The organism is Amycolatopsis panacis (assembly GCF_003600245.1).
Taxonomy (GTDB): domain Bacteria; phylum Actinomycetota; class Actinomycetes; order Mycobacteriales; family Pseudonocardiaceae; genus Amycolatopsis; species Amycolatopsis sulphurea.
Map to the genome: position 1 here is coordinate 1 of NZ_QZFV01000021.1, position 16,763 is coordinate 16,763.

At 67.6% G+C, this 16,763-nt stretch carries 14 protein-coding genes and 2 tRNA genes; 14 read left to right on the top strand and 2 right to left on the bottom strand.

The window, feature by feature from the left end; translation table 11 throughout:
- Positions 1 to 269: 269 nt before the first annotated feature.
- Positions 270 to 1,031, top strand: a complete 762-nt coding sequence (locus D5S19_RS01545) for a sulfite exporter TauE/SafE family protein (protein ID WP_120021531.1) — start codon at positions 270 to 272, stop codon at positions 1,029 to 1,031.
- On the opposite strand, the gene hisC is transcribed toward D5S19_RS01545, so the two are convergent.
- Positions 1,024 to 2,082 carry a histidinol-phosphate transaminase gene (gene hisC, locus D5S19_RS01550; RefSeq protein WP_120021532.1) on the bottom strand — a complete coding sequence of 353 codons (1,059 nt, stop codon included), beginning with the start codon at positions 2,080 to 2,082 and terminating at the stop codon, positions 1,024 to 1,026. The genes D5S19_RS01545 and hisC overlap by 8 nt on opposite strands.
- Positions 2,083 to 2,185: 103 nt before the next feature.
- On the opposite strand from hisC, the gene D5S19_RS01555 reads away from it, so the two are divergent.
- From D5S19_RS01555 to D5S19_RS01595, 9 genes are all read left to right on the top strand, one after another.
- Entirely contained in the window at positions 2,186 to 2,818 is a 633-nt protein-coding gene (locus D5S19_RS01555; RefSeq protein WP_120021533.1) for a dienelactone hydrolase family protein, read from the top strand.
- 39 nt (positions 2,819 to 2,857) lie between these two features.
- Positions 2,858 to 4,837 carry an acetoacetate--CoA ligase gene (locus tag D5S19_RS01560; protein WP_120021534.1) on the top strand — a complete coding sequence of 660 codons (1,980 nt, stop codon included), beginning with the start codon at positions 2,858 to 2,860 and terminating at the stop codon, positions 4,835 to 4,837.
- 43 nt (positions 4,838 to 4,880) lie between these two features.
- Entirely contained in the window at positions 4,881 to 6,590 is a 1,710-nt protein-coding gene (locus tag D5S19_RS01565; protein WP_120021535.1) for a phosphatidylglycerol lysyltransferase domain-containing protein, read from the top strand.
- Between the two features lie 66 nt (positions 6,591 to 6,656).
- Positions 6,657 to 6,746: transfer RNA gene (locus D5S19_RS01570), tRNA-Ser, on the top strand.
- A 41-nt stretch (positions 6,747 to 6,787) separates the two neighbouring features.
- A tRNA-Arg gene (locus D5S19_RS01575) sits at positions 6,788 to 6,861 on the top strand.
- 360 nt (positions 6,862 to 7,221) lie between these two features.
- On the top strand, positions 7,222 to 7,557 hold the full coding sequence (locus tag D5S19_RS01580; protein ID WP_158605458.1) for a type II toxin-antitoxin system Phd/YefM family antitoxin: 336 nt from the start codon (positions 7,222 to 7,224) through the stop codon (positions 7,555 to 7,557).
- Positions 7,514 to 7,918 (top strand): type II toxin-antitoxin system RelE family toxin, encoded by a 405-nt coding sequence (locus D5S19_RS01585; protein WP_158605459.1) that lies wholly within the window; start codon positions 7,514 to 7,516, stop codon positions 7,916 to 7,918. Before D5S19_RS01580 ends, D5S19_RS01585 begins: the two co-directional genes overlap by 44 nt.
- A gap of 198 nt (positions 7,919 to 8,116) precedes the next feature.
- A complete protein-coding gene (locus tag D5S19_RS01590; protein WP_120021538.1) occupies positions 8,117 to 10,063 on the top strand; it encodes a CocE/NonD family hydrolase in 1,947 nt (648 codons plus the stop codon).
- Positions 10,056 to 10,922 (top strand): alpha/beta fold hydrolase, encoded by an 867-nt coding sequence (locus tag D5S19_RS01595; RefSeq protein ID WP_158605460.1) that lies wholly within the window; start codon positions 10,056 to 10,058, stop codon positions 10,920 to 10,922. Before D5S19_RS01590 ends, D5S19_RS01595 begins: the two co-directional genes overlap by 8 nt.
- Here D5S19_RS01595 and D5S19_RS01600 read toward each other — a convergent pair.
- Entirely contained in the window at positions 10,897 to 11,856 is a 960-nt protein-coding gene (locus D5S19_RS01600) for a LysR family transcriptional regulator (protein ID WP_158605461.1), read from the bottom strand. The genes D5S19_RS01595 and D5S19_RS01600 overlap by 26 nt on opposite strands.
- Positions 11,857 to 12,011: 155 nt before the next feature.
- Between D5S19_RS01600 and D5S19_RS01605 the strand changes: the two genes are divergently transcribed.
- The 4 genes from D5S19_RS01605 to D5S19_RS01620 are packed head-to-tail and all read left to right on the top strand — an operon-like array spanning position 12,012 to position 16,698.
- Positions 12,012 to 12,983 carry an isoaspartyl peptidase/L-asparaginase gene (locus D5S19_RS01605; RefSeq protein ID WP_120021541.1) on the top strand — a complete coding sequence of 324 codons (972 nt, stop codon included), beginning with the start codon at positions 12,012 to 12,014 and terminating at the stop codon, positions 12,981 to 12,983.
- A gap of 3 nt (positions 12,984 to 12,986) precedes the next feature.
- Entirely contained in the window at positions 12,987 to 13,949 is a 963-nt protein-coding gene (locus D5S19_RS01610) for an ABC transporter permease (RefSeq protein ID WP_120021542.1), read from the top strand.
- Positions 13,946 to 14,806: an ABC transporter permease gene (locus D5S19_RS01615; protein ID WP_120021543.1), complete on the top strand. Its 861-nt coding sequence runs from the start codon at positions 13,946 to 13,948 to the stop codon at positions 14,804 to 14,806. Before D5S19_RS01610 ends, D5S19_RS01615 begins: the two co-directional genes overlap by 4 nt.
- Entirely contained in the window at positions 14,803 to 16,698 is a 1,896-nt protein-coding gene (locus tag D5S19_RS01620) for a dipeptide ABC transporter ATP-binding protein (RefSeq protein ID WP_120021544.1), read from the top strand. Before D5S19_RS01615 ends, D5S19_RS01620 begins: the two co-directional genes overlap by 4 nt.
- Positions 16,699 to 16,763 lie beyond the last annotated feature (65 nt).

Sequence of the window (16,763 nt, forward strand, 5' to 3'; positions counted from 1 at the left end):
GGCTGTGAAGGGACCCTTCACGGACTCTGAGTCCGTCAGGGGCACCCTCACGGACCCGAAACCGGTCGGGCAGCCACGGCTCTCTCTGCTGATCACGGGTCCGCGACCAACTTTGCCGGGACCCTGGCCCCAGCGTCTGTGAAGGTTCCCTTCACAGACTCCGCGCCGGCCGCGCTTGCCGGGCCGGATATTCGCGCGATCCCGGGGCGGAGTGTCGGTCCGCCCACATCACGTCGCCGGGATCCCGACGGGTGCCTAGGGTCCCATCCATGAGCTGGTGGCACGCCCTGATCATCGTCGTCGCCGGGGTGTGGGCGGGCACCATCAACGCGGTGGTCGGGTCCGGCACGCTGGTGACCTTCCCGGTGCTCGTCGCGCTGGGGTATCCGCCGTTCACGGCGACCACGTCCAACGCGGTCGGGCTCGCGCCGGGCACCATCAGCGGGGCCTACGGCTACCGGGCCGAACTCGCCGGGTACTGGCCGCAGGTGGTGCGGTTCGCGATCGCCTCGTTCTTCGGCGCGATCGGCGGCACGGTGCTGCTGCTCACCCTGCCGCGCAACGCCTTCGAGGCGATCGTCCCGGTGCTCGTCGGGCTCGCCGTGGTGCTGGTGATCGTGCAGCCCAAGGTCGCCAAATGGGTCCAGGGCCGCCGGGCCGCCAACGGCAGGGAGCACAAACCCGGGCCGCTGCTGTTCGGGCTGCTCTTCGTGATCGGCATCTACGGTGGCTACTTCACCGCGGCGCAGGGCGTGATGATGATGGCCGTGATGGGCATGCTGCTCTCGGAACCCCTGCAGCGGCTCAACGGCGTGAAGAACGCGCTCTCCGCGGTGATCAACGTGGTGGCCGGCGTGATCTACGCGTGCGTCGCCCCGGTCAGCTGGCCGGTGATCGGCCTGCTCGCGCTCGGATCCACGATCGGCGGGCAGCTCGGCGCGAAGATCGGCCGGAAACTGCCGCCCGCCGTGCTGCGTGGCGTGATCGTGGTGATCGGGCTGGCCGCGGTGGTGCAGCTGGTGCTCAAATAGCCGCGAACTCCCGCGCCGCGGCCAGGAGCTGATCGTTCTCCTCCGGCGTGCCGATGGTCACCCGGGCCCCGTCGCCGGCGAACGGGCGCACGATCAGCTTGTGGTCCAGCATGTGCTCGGCGAAGGCGACGGTGCGCTCGCCGAGCGGGAACCACACGAAGTTCGCCTGGGACGGCGGGATCTCGTAACCCATCTCCAGCAACGCGTCCCGCACTCGTTCGCGCTCGGCGATGATGTCCCGGCAGCGCGCGAGCAGCTCGTCCGCCGCGTCCAGCGAGGCGATGGCAGCGATCTGCGCGAGTGAGTTCACCGAGAACGCCACGTACACCTGCTGCAGCGCCTGCGCGATCGGCTCCGGGGCCACCGCGTAGCCGACCCGCAGCCCGGCCAGCCCGTACGCCTTCGAGAACGTGCGCAGCACCGCGACGTTGTCCCGGGTGCGCGTGAACTCCACGCCGTCGGGCACCTCGGAATCGGTGACGAATTCCTTGTACGCCTCGTCAAGCACCACCAGGACATGCGGCGGCACGGCGTCGAGGAAACGCTCGATCTCCTCGGCGTGCAGCGCGGTGCCGGTGGGGTTGTTCGGATTGCAGACGAAGACCAGCTTGGTCCGCTCGGTGATGGCGGCCAGCATCGCGTCGAGGTCGAGACCGTGCGCCGGGGTGAGCGGGACCTTCACGCCCACCGCGTGCGCCACCTGGGCCACGATCGGATAGGCCTCGAACGAGCGCCAGGCGAACAGCGCTTCGTCGCCCGGCCCGCAGACCGCCTGGATCATCTGCTGGCACAGCGACACCGAACCGCAGCCGATCGCGAGCCGCTCCTGCGGCACGTCCAGCTCCTGCGAAAGCCGCTCACGCAACGCCTGCGCACCGTTGTCCGGGTAGCGATTCACCGTGGTCAGCGCGGCGGTCACGGCCTGCTGCACGCTGGGCAGCGGCCCGCCGGGCACCTCGTTGCTCGCGAGCTTGATCGCACCTTCGATCGTCCGGCCGGGGACGTACTTCGGCAACGATTCTAGGTCGGAACGCGGGCTGAGAGACGGCATCGTCGGTCTCCTGGGGCTAGCTGGGGCAGCGCGGTCACCGTATCTCGCCTCGGCCGATCCGCAAAGGTTCCCGATGTTCACCCGGAGGTGATTGCATGAGGCGATGACATCGACGACCACCGTGGATCACCAGCGTACCGACGGCCACAGTGTGCGCCTGACCTTCGCGGAGCCGGAAGGTGCCCTCCGCGGTGGCCTGATCGTGCTGCACGAGGGGCACGGCGTCACCGACGGGGTGTTACTGCTGGTCAAGAGCCTGGCCGGGGAGGGCTGGCTGACCGTCACCCCGCACCTCGCCGGCGACGAGGGGCTGACCCGGCAGGACCTGCTCGACGCCACCGACCTCACCCTCGAATGGCTCCTCGACCACGGTGTCGACGCGGACCTGCGCGGGGTCGTCGGCTTCGATCTCGGTGGCACGGCGGCGTTGCTGGTCGCGTCGCACCGCAAGCTCGGCGCGGCGGTCAGCGTCGGCGGGCAGGCGGTCGCCGAGCTGCCCCGGCTGGTCGCGATCGCAGGCCGGGTGACCAGCCCGTGGCTGGGCATGTTCGGCGACGCCGGGGACGCCGTCGGCGAGGCCGAGGTGGAGCAGCTGCGGGAGGCCGCGGCAACCGCGAAGGTGGCCACCAACGTCGTCCACTACCCGGGCGCGAACCACCGCTTCGACGCCGATCCGGAGGCCGCGCAGGAAGCCTGGCAGCGCACGCTCGACTGGTTCGACGCGCACTTGCGCTGAGCGCTTGCCGGTGGTGTCGGTCACAGTTAATTTCTGTGCGTGACGCCGAATCCCGATGTGCCCGAAGTGCTCTGGCGGCCCGCGCCCGAACAGGTCGCCGACACCAGGATCGAGGCCTTCCGCGACTGGTTGCGCGCCAACCGTGACACCGATCTCGCCGACTACGCCGAGCTGTGGCGTTACTCCGTGGCGCACATCCCGGAGTTCTGGGCCGCGGTCGCGGAATTCTTCGGTGTGCGCTGGCACGACCAGCCGCACACGGTGCTGTCCGGCGCCATGCCGGCGGCGAAGTGGTTCGAGGGTGGCACGCTCAACTACGCCGAGCACGCGCTGCGCCCCGGGGTCGCCGGAGCCTCGAAGGGCGATGACGAGCTTGCTGTCATCTTCCACCGCGAGGACGGGTTCACCGAGCAGCTGACCTACGGCGATCTCCGCGCGCAGGTCGCCGCGGCACGCGCCGGGCTGGTCGCGCTCGGCGTCGGCAAGGGCGACCGCGTGGTGGCCCTCGCGCCGAACTGCCCGCAGACGCTGATCGCCTTTCTCGCCACCGCTTCGCTCGGCGCGATCTGGTCGTGCTGTCCCCCGGACTTCGGGATCCGGGCGGTCGCCGAGCGGTTCACCCAGATCGAGCCGAAGGTCCTGATCGCGGTGAACGGATACGTCTACGGCGGGCGTGCGTTCGACATTCGCGACACAGTCCGGCAGTTGCAGGCACGGATTCCGTCGTTGTCGGCCACGGTGCTGGTGAACTACGTAGGTGAAGGGGCCATCGAGGGCACGATCGGCTGGCGTGCCTGGCTCGCCGAGCACTGCGGCGGCGCGCTCGCCTACGAGCCGGTGGACTTCGCGCATCCGTTGTGGGTGCTGTACTCCTCGGGCACGACCGGGCTGCCGAAGGGGATCGTGCAGGGCCACGGCGGCATCGTCGTCGAGCACCTCAAGACACTTGGCCTGCAGCAAGGGCTCGGGCCGGGGGATCGGTTCTTCTGGTTCACCACCACCGGCTGGATGATGTGGAACCTGCTCGTCTCCGGCCTCACCGTCGGCGCGACCATCGTGGTCTACGACGGGAGTCCCGGGTATCCCGACCTGAATGTGTTGTGGCACTTGGCCGAACAGCACCGGATCAGCTACTTCGGCACGTCCGCGCCGTTCGTGCAGAGCTGTCTCAAGGCCGGGCTGAAACCGGCCGAGCGGTACGACCTGAGTGCGTTGCGCGTCCTCGGCTCGACCGGATCTCCGCTGGTGGTGGAGGGATTCCGCTGGATCGCCCGGGAAGTCGGTGAGTCGGTGCAGATCTGCTCGGTCTCCGGCGGCACCGATCTGTGTGCGGCGCTCGTCGGGGCGGCGCCCGACGTGCCGGTGTGGCTGGGCGAGCTGTCCTGCCCGGTGCTGGGTGCCGCGGTGGCGGCGTTCGACGAGCAGGGCGAACCGGTCGTCGAGGAGGTCGGCGAGCTGGTGATCACCGAGCCGATGCCGTCGATGCCGGTGTTCTTCTGGGCCGATCCGGACGGTTCGCGGCTGCGCGAGGCGTACTTCGAGCGGTACCCGGGGGTCTGGCGGCACGGGGACTGGATCCGGTTCACCCGGCGCGGTTCCGCGGTGATATACGGCCGCAGCGACTCCACGCTCAACCGTGGCGGCGTGCGGATGGGCACGGCCGAGTTCTACCGGGTGGTGGAGGCCTTCGACCAGGTCGCCGACTCGCTGGTGGTGGACACCTCGGCGGCGGGCAACGAGGAGGGCAGGCTGCTCTGTTTCCTGGTGCTCGCCCCGGGCGTCACTCTCGCCGAAATCGAGCCGGGCCTGCGGAAAGAACTGCGCAACGCACTGTCGCCGCGACATGTGCCGGACCGTTTCGTAGTGGTCGCTGAAATTCCCCGTACCTTGAGCGGTAAGAAGTGTGAGGTACCGGTGAAGCGCATACTCTCCGGAGTCGCGCCGGAGAGTGCGGTGAGCAGGGACGCGCTGGCCAATCCGGCGGCGCTGACACCGTTCGTGGAGTTCGCCGTCGAGTGAGGGAAAACGGGGGAAGCATGGCTGGGCCGTACGTGTTGCACGCGTGGTGACGGGGACTCGCGGGCAGCATTCCTGGCAGGTGGCGGGGGCCACGCCGGTCGTGGTGATCACGTGGATCACCCGGCTCGCCGGGCTGGCGACGATCGTCGCGGTGGTGTTCCCCGCGGGCCGCGATCTGCGTGGTCACCTGGCGGAATGGCTGGAACTTCCGCAGGAGGCGACGACCGCGGCGGCCGCCGTGTCGATCGTCACCGGGGTGCTGCTGATCATGCTCGCCGCCGGGTTGCGCCGGTGCAAACGCCGCGCGTGGCAGCTCGCGGTGGGTTTCACCGCGCTGTTGACCTTGTCGCACCTGGGTTTGCGGCACGCGTTCGGCGCGGGCGTGGTCACGGTGCTGCTGCTGATCGGCTTGCTGGCCACCCGGCGGTACTTCATCGCCCGCCCGGATCCGACGGTCGGGCGCTGGCGGGCGGTCCGGGTCCTGGCGCAGTTGCTGCTGTCCGGTTTCGTGATCAACGTGCTGCTGCTTTCGGTGGCCTCACTGCGGGTGCTCGATCCGCTGAGCTTCCCGCAGCGGCTCGCGCAGTCCACGCTGGCGCTGTCCGGGGTCAGCGGCCCCGCGGTGTTCCACGCGGAATGGCTGGAGGACCTGTCCGCGACCGTCGGCCTGGTCTTCAGCCTCGGCGGGGTGCTGCTGGCCGCGTATTTCCTGCTGCGCTCGGCAGAACCCGCGCCGGAGCTGTCGGACGAGGAGCTGTCCCGGCTGCATGCCTTGCTGACCGAACACGGGGAACGGGACTCGCTCGGGTATTTCGCCTTGCGCCGGGACAAGTTCGCGGTGTTCTCCAAGTCGGGAAAGGCGGCGGTCACCTTCCGGGTGATCGCCGGCGTCGCCTTGACCTCGGCCGACCCGCTCGGCGATCACGAGGCCTGGCCCGGGGCGATCGAGGAATACCTGGAGATCTGCCGCCGCAACGCCTGGCTGCCCGCCGCGATGGGCGCGTCCGAACTCGGGGCCACGGTGTGGGCGCGGTTCGGCCTGGATGTGCTGGAAATAGGGGACGAGGCCATCGTCGACACCCAGATGTTCACTTTGGACGGCCGGACCATGCGCGGCGTGCGGCAGGCCACTTCGCGGACCAAACGGGCCGGGTACAAGGTGCTCGTGCGCCGCGCCGAGACCCTGCGCCAAGAGGAACTCCAAGAACTGGCCGAGCTGGCCGCCGCCTGGCGCGGCACCGAGACCGAACGCGGCTTCTCGATGGCCCTCGGCCGGATGGGCGACGCCGGTTCGGTACTGGTCACCGCCGAACAGGACGGCCGTGTGCGCGGCGTCCTGCAGTTCGTACCGTGGGGCGAGAAGGGCCTTTCGCTGGACGTGATGCGCCGGGACCGCGACGTGGACAACGGCGTGAACGAGCTGATGATCGCGGAATTGCTGCTGTACTCCCGTGATCACGGGATCGACCACGTGTCGCTGAACTTCGCCGCCTTCCGCGCCCTGATGGAACAGGGCAGAAGGATCGGCGCCGGCCCCGTCGCCCGGATGTCGGCGAAGGTGCTGCACTTCTTCTCCCGCTGGATCCAGATCGAGAGCCTATACCGGTTCAACGCCAAGTTCCGCCCTCGCTGGGTCCCGCGTTACCTCGTGTACCCCGGCGTGAGTTCGCTGCCCCGAGTCGGCATCGCCACCTTCGAAGCCGAGGGCCTCGGCGGCCGTTCGCCCTGGCTGCGCCGCCTGCTACACCGTTGAGGGGGGTGGCTTCGCGGTGGTCGGGGCAGGTGTGTAACCTATCTGAGCAGTGGTCGTTCGGACCCAGGAGGCTTCGCCTAGTCTGGTCTATGGCGCCGCACTGCTAATGCGGTTGGGGGTAACCCCCCCTCCCGGGTTCAAATCCCGGAGCCTCCGCTGGTTCCTGCTCCGGCAGGTGCTAGGTTACAACTGAACACGCGCCCGTAGCTCAGCTGGATAGAGCATCTGACTACGGATCAGAAGGTCAGGGGTTCGAATCCCTTCGGGCGCACGTCTGGTCGAGACAGTATATCAAGAAACCTCCTGGCAACAGGGGGTTTCTTGCTGTCCGGCCTCGCTGGCGTTCGGCTGCAGTCGAGCGGATTTCCCAAGAGATACTCGCCGGAATCCCATGCCGGTTGGCTGGAAAGTGTGCACGGGCGATCATGTAGCGGCCTGCCGAGAGGCCATTGTGGACACTGTCGCCGAACTCGGTGAGCTTGGCCTGGTGGGCGGGTGCGGGTCGGAGGCAAACAAGATCTCAGAGTGCATGTGATCTGCATCACACGCTGCTGCGCGATGCAGCTTGAAGGGGGTGGATTTCGCCCAGGATTCTGCCTACAATTTTCTCAGGGGCCGGAAGGTGGTGACCGTGAAGATCGACACGAACGACCTCATCAGTGTGAGTGACGCGAACAAGCAGGGTGTCTCGAAGCTGGTGGCGGAGGCCAGTGAGGGCCGGGATCTGGTGCTCATCAAGAACAACAAGCCTGCTGCGGTGATCGTGGGCATCGACAAGATCGAGCGTCTGCAGCGTCTCGACGAGATCGAGGATGACCTCAGGCTGATGACTCTCGCTCTCGTCAGAGCCGCGACCGACAGCGGCCGGCGCGTAACCCTGGAGGACGCTGCCGCCAAGTTCGGCATTGATCTTGATGAGCTTGATGACGACGAAGATGACGGTAACGAGGGTCAGAGGACTGACTGATTTGGCGCGGGTGCTACTGCTGCCAGAGGCTGAAGACGACATTGCCGAGCTGGACAAACCAACGCGGGTCCTCGTCTTCAAGGCGCTGAAGAAGCTGCAAACGAGTCCCGAGCAGCGCGGAGCCCCTTTGGGTTCCTCGCTGACCACGTTTCGGAAGCTATACGTAAACAATCGGCAGTACCGCATCGTCTACCGGGTCGATGAGGATGGCACCGTTGCGGTTATCTGGGTCATCGCGTCGCGGGTGGATGCTGCTTGTTATGACTTGGCAACGGCGAGGCTTGCGCTCTATGGAGGTGGGCAGTCATCTGCCGCTCTGCATAGCCTCGTTGAGCAAGTCTTCGGGCCGGCCCAGTCCTAGTGCCGTGACCGGAAGGTCCGGGGTCTTGCTCCTGCTTGGATCACCGCAAAACGTGATCATCGGCCCCGCCTTTACTCCGCAGCCACAGGCCACTGTGGACAACCACGGCCGCACGGCGAGACCAAAAGATCCCTTCTGTGTCGGCAAAGCAATTGAGGCTACTTCCGTCACCGGTCGGCTGTCAGACTGGCGGCTGGAGTGGATGCGCTCGACCCGACCGAAGGTGAGGCGGAACGCGAGATGACCGACGGCTACTGGAGCGGGCCGCTGCCGGGCGCGCTGGTCGAGGAGTGGTTGTCCGACAAGGAGTTGTACGTCGAGATGCGGGACGGCGTCCGGCTGTCCACCGACGTGCACGTGCCGCGGGGGGTCGCCGGGCCGTTTCCGGCGGTGCTGGTGCGGACGCCGTACGACAAGGACGTCGCCGAAGGTATCGTCCGGATGCGGTGGGTCGAGTTCTTTCTTCGCCAGGGTTACGCGGTGGTGGTGCAGAACGAGCGCGGGCATTTCCTGTCCGAAGGGTCGTTCGACGACTACCTGCAGGGGGCCGGCACGGACGGCTTCGACACCGTCGAGTGGATCATTCGGCAGAGCTGGTCGAACGGCAAGGTCGGCACCATCGGCTGTTCCAGCTCGGCGGAGCACCAGTTGCCCATGGCGGCCGGGAATCACCCGGCGCACGCGGCGATGATTCCGTGTGCCTCGGGCACCGCGGTGGGCGACGTCGACGGGAACGACACGCGTGGGCAGTTCTACCGCGGCGGAATCCCGATGCTCCGGTTGTGGGCCATGTGGTACGGGAAGCTGGCGGTGACCGAGCGCCCGGTGCTGCCGCAGCCGTCCACACAGGACGCGCGGCAGCGGTTGCGCACCTTCTTCTCGATGTCGGCGCGGCGCGGCTTCGTGCCGGACACCGTGCAGAAATTGAAGCACCTGCCGAGCCAGGACGTGTTGCGGCAGTCAGGCGGCCCCCGCACGCCGTTCGACAAGTACATCACCTGGACGCCGGCGGATCCGGGCTGGGACGAGGTCGCGCACGTCGGTGCGGGGGACCATCCGCGAGTGCCGGCGCTGCACGTCAACACCTGGCACGACATCGGCGCGGGCGAGACCGCGCGGCTGTTCACCTACCTTCAGGATCTTGGCGTCGCTGAGCAGCACCTCATCATGGGGCCCGGCCCGCACTGCCTGGTCTGGCAGGACCCGCCGTATCTCATGACCAAGGCGGACGCCAAGAAACTGCTCGGCGAGCTCTCCGCGATCGAGATCCAGGACATGCCCGCGCCGGACCTGTCGAAGCTCCGCTTCGGCGATCTCGAAGCGGGGGACGCGCGCTACCGGGGGGTCGATCACGGGTACCCGAAGCTGTTCCTGGCCTGGTTCGAGCGCTGGCTCAAGGGCGCGGACAACGACACCTCGGCCATGCCGAAGGTCCAGGCGTATGTCATGAACCAGGGCTGGGTGCACGGCGACCGGTGGCCCCTGCCCGAAGTGGTCGAGACCACGTACTTCCTGGCACCGGACCCGGGCGCTCGGCTCCGGAACCAGGCGGGGATGCTCTCGACCGAGGCTCCGGGAGGAGAGCAGGCCGACGCCCTGGTGTACGACCCGTCGGATCCGACGCCGAGTCTCGGCGGCGGCTGCTGCGCGTTCGCCGCCGCCCTCGATCAGCGTCCGATCTCGGTACGCCGGGATGTGCTCGTCTACAGCACGCCGCCACTGGCGAAGGCCGTGACCGTGGTCGGCCCGATCACGGTGGAGCTGTTCGTCTCCTCGTCCGCGCGGGACACCGACTTCATCGTCCGGCTCGTCGACGTCCACCCGGACGGCAAGGCGATCAACCTTGCCGACGACGGGTTCCGGATGCGCTACCGGGATGGATTCGATACCAAGCATCTCATGCGCGCAGGGGAGATCTACCGGATCTCGCTGCCGAACATGGTCACCGGAAACTGCTTCCGCGCCGGGCACCGGATCCGGATCGAGGTCTCCTCCAGTTCCTTCCCGAACTACGAGCGCAACCTCAACACCGGCGGCAACAACTTCGACGAGACCGAACCGGTCGTCGCGGAGAACACCGTCCACTATGGATCTGTGCACCCGTCGCGGGTCGTCTTCCCGATCCTGCCGCAGCGCGATGCCTGAGCCACGCGACCCCGGGGCGGGGCTGACCGAGCATCTGGCCGGCCTCCCGGACGGACGCAAAATCCGCTACGTCACGGGTGGGAAAGACGGCCCGCTCGTGCTCCTGGAGTGCGGGCTGGGCAACACGGCGGGCACCTGGGTGACCGTGCAGCGGCACCTCTCCGCCACCTGCCGGACCATCGCCTACGACCGGGCGGGGATCGGCGGCAGCGATCGGGACGGGCGCTCGCGGTCCCTGGCCCGCCTGGCCGAAGATCTGGCGGCTTTCCTTGATGTGCTTGACCTCGGAGAGCCTGTCGTGCTCGTCGGCCACAGCTGGGGCGGGCCGATCGTCCGGCTGCTGGCCGAGCGCCGTCCGGAGCATGTTCGCGCACTCATGCTGGTCGATCCGACGATCACGGCGGCGAAGAAGTGGCTCCGAGTCGTGCGACCGCTCTACCTCAGGCTGATGTGGACAGTCAGGATGGGTGGCCGGGAAAGGCTTTTGCGGTCCTACCGCACGGGACGCTGGGCGCAGGAGATGTCACCGCGGGACATCGAGGTGGCCCTGACCGACTTCATGACCCGGGCGAACCTGCGGACCAGCTGGCAGGAGATTCGCCCGCAGGGCGAATCGTGGCCCGACCTGGTCGCCCTGGAATCGATGCCGAGTGCGGTGCCCATCCGGTTTCTCGTCGGCGGGGATCGGCCGGAGCCGCTGCGCGCGGTCATGACGGAAGGATGCGCGCGGATCGCCGCCCTCAGCAGGTGGGGCAGCACCGTCGTGGTCGGCGAAGCCGGGCATTCGATCCCGCAGGAACGTCCGGCCCGAACCGCCGCCGAGATCGAGAAGTTTATCCGCGAACTGCCGTCGGCATAGGATTGTCCGCCTGCTGGAGCTCTCCGTGCGGGAATGCCGACCCCACGAGGCGCATGTGGCTCTCGACGAGCCGCATGAACTCGGCAATGGGTGCCGAGACCCGGGAACCACGCCGGGTGATCAGCGCGAACGCGTCGTACATCCGCGGTGCGAACGAGCAGGTGCTGATGTTGCCCGGGAATGCCGGTGACTTGGTGACGGCCTGCGGCACATAGGTGTTGCCGAGACCGTGCGCCACGAGCTGGAGCGCCGTTTCGAGGTGTTCGACCTCGATCCGCCCCTCGATACTCAGGCCGAGCGCCTGCGTGCGTGCCGCGAGCTGGCGCCGGGTGGGATCCTCGAACGCGTACTGCGTCTCGTACAGCACGATGGGCGTGCGGACGAAATCTTCGACCGACACGGGCTGCCGGGTGCTCTCGGGATCCGCGCTGGCGAAGAGCACCTCGTCCCTGGCCACCGGGCGGACGCTCAAGCCGGTGTCGTCGACGGGGAGCACGACGAGCGCGGCTTCGAGTTCGCCTTCGCGTACGTCGTCCGCGGTCACCGAGGAGTTACGGCCGCGCACTCGCAGTTTGATTCCGGGAAAGCGGGTAACGAATTCCTTGATCAAGTCGGCGAATTGGTAATGAGCCGGAGCGCCGAAAGCACCGAACGTCATTGTTCCGCTCCGCAGGGTTCGCAGATCGGCCACGCTCTCCTCGGCCTCTTCGCTGGCCGCGATCACCCGCTGCGCGTAGACGGCGAACTCGGCGCCTGCGTCGGTCAGCCGGAGCCCGCGGCCAAGGCGGACGAAAAGCTGGACGCCGAGATGCCTTTCGAGCTGCCGAATCTGGTCCGCCACCGCAGGCTGGGTGAGGTGCATATGGGCGGCGACGGCGGTGAACGACCCTAGGTCGATGGCGCTGAGGAAGTACCGAAGCTGGCGAAGAGTCAAAAGATCTCCTTTTGCATAACCAAGGTATTGGATGCTACCACTTGGGTCAGTGACGTGGAACACTCAGCTGATTCCTCGGGGTGAACCCAGTATTCGGAGATCGGAAATTCGGTGTGTGCGGACGGCGTCCCGACCGCGGAGACGGAGACAAAAACGTGAGCCTCGATGGTGTGGTCGTCGCCGGCAGTCACAACGCAGCAATCGGGCTTCCGGCGGCGTGGCGGCTACTGGCCGCCGGGGAATCGGCCCTCGATGCCGTCGAAGCGGCGACCAGGCTCGTGGAGGACAACGAAGCGGACCACTCGGTCGGGTACGCCGGCTATCCGAACCTGGTCGGTGAGGTCGAGCTGGACGCTTCGATCATGGACGGCCGCGACCGCCGGGCGGGTGCCGTCGGAGCACTCAAGGGAAACCGGCACCCGGTGAGCGTCGCGCGTGCGGTCATGGAGCAGCTTCCCCATACGTTCCTGGTCGGTGAAGGGGCCGCCCGATTCGCCGCCGACCTCGGATTGCCGACCGAGGATCTGCTGACCGAGGAGACGCGTCGCATTTGGCGTGACGGGATCGAGGGCAAGTTCCCTGGGCGGCTGGAGCTTTTCCGCGAGCCGCTCGCGCGGTTGACCGCGCTGGCCGCGGACCCCATGCATGTGGCAGGCACAGTGAACGTCGTCGCGCGCGACGTCCGGGGGCATGTGGCTGCCGCGGTCAGCACGAGCGGCTGGGCTTGGAAGCACCCCGGGCGCGTCGGCGATTCACCGGTCGTCGGGGCCGGTATCTACGCCGACGACCGGCACGGCGCGGTCGGGTGCACCGGTCTGGGTGAGCTTTCGATCCGCGCCGGGCTCGCGCGAGACCTGATCTCGCGGTTGGCGGGCGGGCAGGATCTGACGGCGGCGGGACGCGCCGTGCTCGATGACATGGCGCCGATGGCCGCGCAGGTCGGGCCCTCGGCGGTGATGAACGTCCTCGCACTCGATCGCGACGGCGCTACTTTGTCGTTCAGCACCACACCGGACGCGCACTTCGTCGTCATGCGTGACCGCAACACCGAGCCGGAGAAGATCCCGAGCGTGTACGTCCAGTGGCCCGGCCAGGAGCCACCAGCAAGCGACGAGCGAGGTGCATAGACTATGGGCCGTAACGCGATCGTCGCCTTCGTGGCCCGTCGGGTCCTCACCATGGTCCTGATGCTCTTCGTCATCTCTTTCCTCATCTTTTCGTTGCTGTACCTGGCTCCGGGCAACGCCGTCGACATCCTGCTCGGCTCGCGGCCACGCACTCCCGAGACCGTCCGGTTGCTCACCGAGCAGTACCACCTGGACAAGCCGTTCCTCACGCAGTACTGGATCTGGCTGGAGAACGTCCTGCATCTCGACTTCGGCACCTCGATCCAGACCACGCTGCCGGTCGCGGACGAGGTCAAGTCGCGGCTGCCCACCTCGCTTTTCCTTGCTGTCTTCGCCTTTGTGCTGGAGATGTCGTTCGGGCTCCTCTTCGGAGTCCTGGCGGCACTCAAGCGACGGGGGAGTGTCGACAGAGGACTCGTGGCCGTCTCCGTGGTCGGCCTGAGCATGCCCGCGTTCGTCAGCGGTGTCCTGATGCTCTACGTGTTCGCGGTGCAACTGAAGTGGTTCCCGGCCTTCGGCGCCGGCACCGGATTCACCGACCAGGTATGGCATCTGACGCTGCCGGCGATTTCGCTCGCGATCGTGGGCGCGGCCTACGTCGTCAAACACACCCGCGCTGCGGTCATCTCGGTCCTGGACCAGGACTACGTGATGTTCGCACGGGCGCGCGGGCTGTCGGCGGCCACCGTGATGCTGCGCTACATCCTCCGCAACGCGCTGATCCCGGTGCTGGGGCTGAGCGCGATGATCCTGTCGTTCCTGGTCATCGGCGCGGTATTGGTCGAAGTCACGTTCTCCGTCTCCGGTATCGGCCAGATGCTCGTCCGCGCGGCCACGAGCCAGGACCTGCCGACGATTCAAGGTGTGGGGATGCTGGTCGCCGCGATCGTCATGGTGACGAACCTGATCGCCGACCTCGCGTACATGGCGGCCGACCCGCGCGTCCGACTGAGGAGCAGGAAATGACCGATCTCGTGATACCGGATCAGGCGGGCCGCCGCCGGCGGTTCGGCTTCGCCGGGCTGCTGGCCGTGACGTGCTTCGCGTTCCTGGGGCTGATCGTGGTGCTGGCCGTTTTCGGGTCCCTGGTCGCTCCGCACGATCCGGGTGCCCAGGATCTGGTGCTGGGCCTGACCAAACCCAGCGGTGACCACTGGCTCGGGACCGACGAACTCGGCCGGGACGTGTTCTCCCGGCTCATCGCGGGAACCCGGACGGCGCTGGTCGGGCCGGTCGTGATCGCGCTCGGCTCGATCGTGATCGGGAACGGCCTCGGCCTGCTCGCCGGCTATCGCGGCGGCTGGCTCGATTCGGTGATCATGCGTTGCGCCGACCTGATGTTCTCGTTGCCAAGCCTGCTCGTCATCATCGTGGTGGCCGGCACCTTCGGTGGTGGCTATTGGCTTTCGGTGGTGCTGCTGATCGCGCTCAACGCCCCCTTCGACGCGCGCATCATCCGCGGGGCGACGCTCGAACAGGCGCCCCGCGCGTACGTCGAGGCGGCCAAATCCGTCGGTCTCTCCGACACCAAGATCATGATCAGGCATATCTGGCCCAACGTGGCGCCGATCGCGGTGGCCAACGCCTGCCTGGTCTTCGCCGGATCGCTGGTGTCGCTGGCCGGGCTCTCCTTCCTAGGCCTGGGGGTGGCTCCCGGCACCCCGGACTGGGGCCTGATGGTCAGTGAGGGCCGCAGCCTGCTGTTCACCAATCCGGTGGGGGTCCTGGCGCCCGCGGCCTTGATCGTTCTCACCGCCACGGCCATGAATCTGTCGGGTGACTGGGTTTATGACCGGCTGTCTGCACAAGGAGCCATCCGATGACGCAGTCTTCCTCCGGCCGGCCGGAGATCTCTCGTGGTGCCACAGCCGGTCTCGATGTGCAGGAGCTGCGGATCGAGCGGGTGGGCGGACCGAGCACCCACACCATCGTCTCGGAGATCAGCTTGACCGTCGCACCCGGCGAGACGGTCGGGATCGTCGGCGAGTCCGGCAGCGGCAAGTCGATGACGGCGAAGGCGATCACCGGACTGTTGCCGCCGAAGCTCGTCGCGTCCGGACGGGTGACCTATCACGGGCGGGACCTGCTGCCGTTGCGCGAGAAGGAATGGCGGTCGATCCGGGGGCACGAGATCGGGCTGGTGAGCCAGAATCCGTTCACGATGCTCAGCCCGGTGGACCGGTGCGGCCGGATCATCGAAGAGTCGCTGCGCCGCGAGGTACGCAAGCGGATGAGCCGCCGGGAGCGCCGGGCCGAGGCGATCCGGCGTCTCGCCGAGGTCGGTATCGACGATGAGTCCGTAGTGGACAGACATCCCTTTCAGCTTTCGGGCGGTATGCAGCAGCGGGTGGGGATCGCCGCTGCGTTGGCGCGGGAGCCCCGGATCCTCATCGCGGACGAGCCGTCGACGGCCCTGGACGCCACCACGCAGCGGGAAATCCTCGCGCTGATCAAGAGCCTGCAAGAGGCGCGGGGCATGGGGCTGATCCTGATCACCCACGACCTGCGGATCGCGTTCTCGATGTGCGACCGGGTCAACGTCCTCTACGCCGGGTCACTGGTGGAGACCGGCCCCGCGGCAGATCTCGAAGCGGAACCACTGCACCCGTACACGCACGGGCTCTTGATGTCCGAGCCGCCGGCGGACCATCGGGTCGCCGAACTGGTGGCGATCCCGGGGTCGGTTCCGACGCCGGATTCGGTCGCCGATTCGTGCACGTTCGCGCCCCGGTGCCGATGGGTGCGCCCGGAATGCACTGACGGCGCACCGCCGCTGCGCGTTGTCGGTGATGGGCGGCTGTCGGATTGCCTTCGCATCGAGGAGATCCGGTCCGAACTGGCCGAAGAACGGGCGCGGGCGACCGGCGTGGCGGTGCCGGCGGTGGCCGCCGACCACGAGGACAAGCTGATCGCGGTCACCGAGGTCGGCAAGATCTTCCACAGTGGAGGACGGGATGTGACGGCGCTCCAGTCCGTTTCGATCCGCGTCGGTGACGGCGAGGGGGTCGGGCTGGTCGGCGAGTCCGGTTCCGGGAAGTCCACGCTCGGCCGGATCATCGCCGGTCTTGAGCTGCCTTCGAGCGGATCGATCGAGATCGCCGGAATCGATGCCAGCGACTGGCCGAAACTCAGCCGCCGGGATCAGCTGGCCCTGCGCCGTCAAGTGCAGATGATCTTCCAGGACCCGTATTCCTCGTTGAACCCGATGCGCACGATCGGCTCGACCCTCGAAGAGACGATCCGGGTGCACGAACCGTCCGCAAAGGACATGGAGCGCCGGATCGCCGAGTTGCTCCGGTCGGTGGGCCTGGATCCCGAATACGCCCAGCGGAAGCCGATGGCGTTGTCCGGCGGGCAGCATCAGCGGGTCGCGATCGCCCGCGCGCTCGCCGTGCGGCCCCGGGTGCTGATCTGTGACGAACCGGTGGCCGCGCTGGATGTGTCCGTCCAGGCGCAGATACTGAATCTGTTCTCGTCCCTGCGTGACGAGCGGGGAATCGGCTACCTGTTCATCACGCACGACCTGTCCATTGTCCGGCAGGTCGTGGAACGTGCCTATGTGATGTCCAAGGGCCGGGTGGTCGAGTCCGGCCCGGTCGACGAGGTGCTCGGCAACCCGCAGGACCCGTATACCGTCCGCCTGCTGCAATCCGTGCCGAACTCCAGCGCCGAGTGGCTTGCTCCCGGATCGCGGGCCGGCGCCGGGGAGGCATGAGAGCCGGTGCGGGGAAAGGAATTCTTGGGTTCTCGAAAAGGAACTGAAGCTACCTGCCTGCTTTC

Bases quoted from the DNA above. Each gene is read 5' to 3' on its own strand.
- D5S19_RS01615 (WP_120021543.1), top strand. From the start codon at position 13,946: ATGACCGATCTCGTGATACCGGATCAGGCGGGCCGCCGCCGGCGGTTC.
- D5S19_RS01620 (WP_120021544.1), top strand. From the start codon at position 14,803: ATGACGCAGTCTTCCTCCGGCCGGCCGGAGATCTCTCGTGGTGCCACA.
- D5S19_RS01555 (WP_120021533.1), top strand. From the start codon at position 2,186: ATGACATCGACGACCACCGTGGATCACCAGCGTACCGACGGCCACAGT.
- D5S19_RS01610 (WP_120021542.1), top strand. From the start codon at position 12,987: ATGGGCCGTAACGCGATCGTCGCCTTCGTGGCCCGTCGGGTCCTCACC.
- hisC (WP_120021532.1), bottom strand. From the start codon at position 2,082: ATGCCGTCTCTCAGCCCGCGTTCCGACCTAGAATCGTTGCCGAAGTAC.
- D5S19_RS01545 (WP_120021531.1), top strand. From the start codon at position 270: ATGAGCTGGTGGCACGCCCTGATCATCGTCGTCGCCGGGGTGTGGGCG.
- D5S19_RS01595 (WP_158605460.1), top strand. From the start codon at position 10,056: ATGCCTGAGCCACGCGACCCCGGGGCGGGGCTGACCGAGCATCTGGCC.
- D5S19_RS01585 (WP_158605459.1), top strand. From the start codon at position 7,514: ATGACGACGAAGATGACGGTAACGAGGGTCAGAGGACTGACTGATTTG.